1 protein-coding gene is annotated in these 1,444 nt (G+C 25.0%); it reads left to right on the top strand.

The genetic code is table 11. The features are described from left to right. The first annotated feature begins 71 nt into the window (after positions 1-71). On the top strand, positions 72-1,268 hold the full coding sequence (locus CAMP5063_RS08260; protein WP_263703192.1) for a hypothetical protein: 1,197 nt from the start codon (positions 72-74) through the stop codon (positions 1,266-1,268). The last annotated feature ends 176 nt before the right edge of the window (positions 1,269-1,444 follow it).

Here is a 1,444-nt window from a genome sequence, read left to right as displayed (position 1 = left end):
CTAAAGAGCTTTTAGATGAAGGTAGAGAAAAAGCAAATGCTAGTGGCTTATTTGACTAAATAGGAGTGAAAGTGTCTAAAGGGAAAAATGAGAAATTAGAGGAATTACAAGAAGAGATTAATAAGGTAAAAGACCTTTATGAGCAACTTAAGGACGATTACTCTATAAATAAAGCATTTATTGATAGTAATAGTGATGATTCTTTGAAATCACTTATTAATAATGAAATTGATAATTATAAAAAAGCAAAAGTAGCAATAGAGGAAAGAATAAAGGAGCTAAATGGAGTCTACAAGTATTTATTAAGTAGTGATGAAAGTGGTAAAAGTAGGTTAACACGAATACAAGAAGTTACATCTGACAGTATAATAAATGAAGTTGAGCAAAAAATAAATAATATTAATAATTCGTATGCAGAAATATTTTTAAGTGATAAGGGAGATATACCTAGCGATTTATTGAACAAGTATGAGCAAATTAATGTTATTTATAATGATTTAATAATTATAAAAAATAGTGAAAATTTAAACAAGGTAGAGGAATTAAATAAAAAAATAGATGATTTTTTAAATAAATATGCTGAAATAATAGATGATGAAGAAAACTCTAAGTATGAGATTTTTATTTCAGTATATGCTGATTTTATTAGTAAAAAAGCGGAATTAGATGATTTCTATAAAACCATATTTGGCTCAGGTGATAATAAATCTTTAGAGGAAGAATTAGAAGAGAGAAAAGAGCAATTAAAAATAATAGAAGAGGAAGCAAAAAAAGTTATAGATTTATCTAGCGATGCAGGACTTGCAGCTGGATTTTTTGCACAAGCAGAAAAAGCAAAGTGGAATAAAGATGTAAATTTAATTTTTTTTATTTTAGTAATACTTTGTATGGCTTGTTTTAATTATGCAACTATTGATTGGGGTAATTTAAGTAATATTGATTTAGTTTCAATTATTGTTAGATTAATGATTAACACCCCTTTTATATGGGCTGCAACTGTTGCAAATATAAATATAAATAAATATTTTAAACTTGAACAAGAATATGCACATAAAGAATCTTTAGCAAAATCATTTGAAAGATATAAAGATCAGATCAAAGATTTGTCAGCAAATTATGAAACAGATGAGAAGCAAGTTGAGTTAATGATAAAATTACTAGATACAAATATTGAGGCTTTTAAGAAAAATCCTTCTGATAATATTGAAAAAATTCGCTCAAATAATATTTTAATGGATATGCTAAGAAAAAATAAAAATGATGAGTAATATAAAATATCTACCCAATATCAATAATATATGATATAAATATCTAATATAAATACTAACTAGAGATTTTAATCCCTAGTTAATTCTTTATCAGAATTTTCTTTTTTTAGGCATATTACTTTATCCCTAAACATCTGCATTTTAATTTCTTTTGTTACAAATTCTAACCCTTTTAA

The sequence above is a fragment of the Campylobacter sp. RM5063 genome (assembly GCF_024723655.1).
GTDB classification, from domain to species: Bacteria; Campylobacterota; Campylobacteria; order Campylobacterales; family Campylobacteraceae; genus Campylobacter_D; species Campylobacter_D lari_D.
Note: the sequence above shows the minus strand (reverse complement) of the source record. Positions and strands in the feature narration are given on the sequence as shown.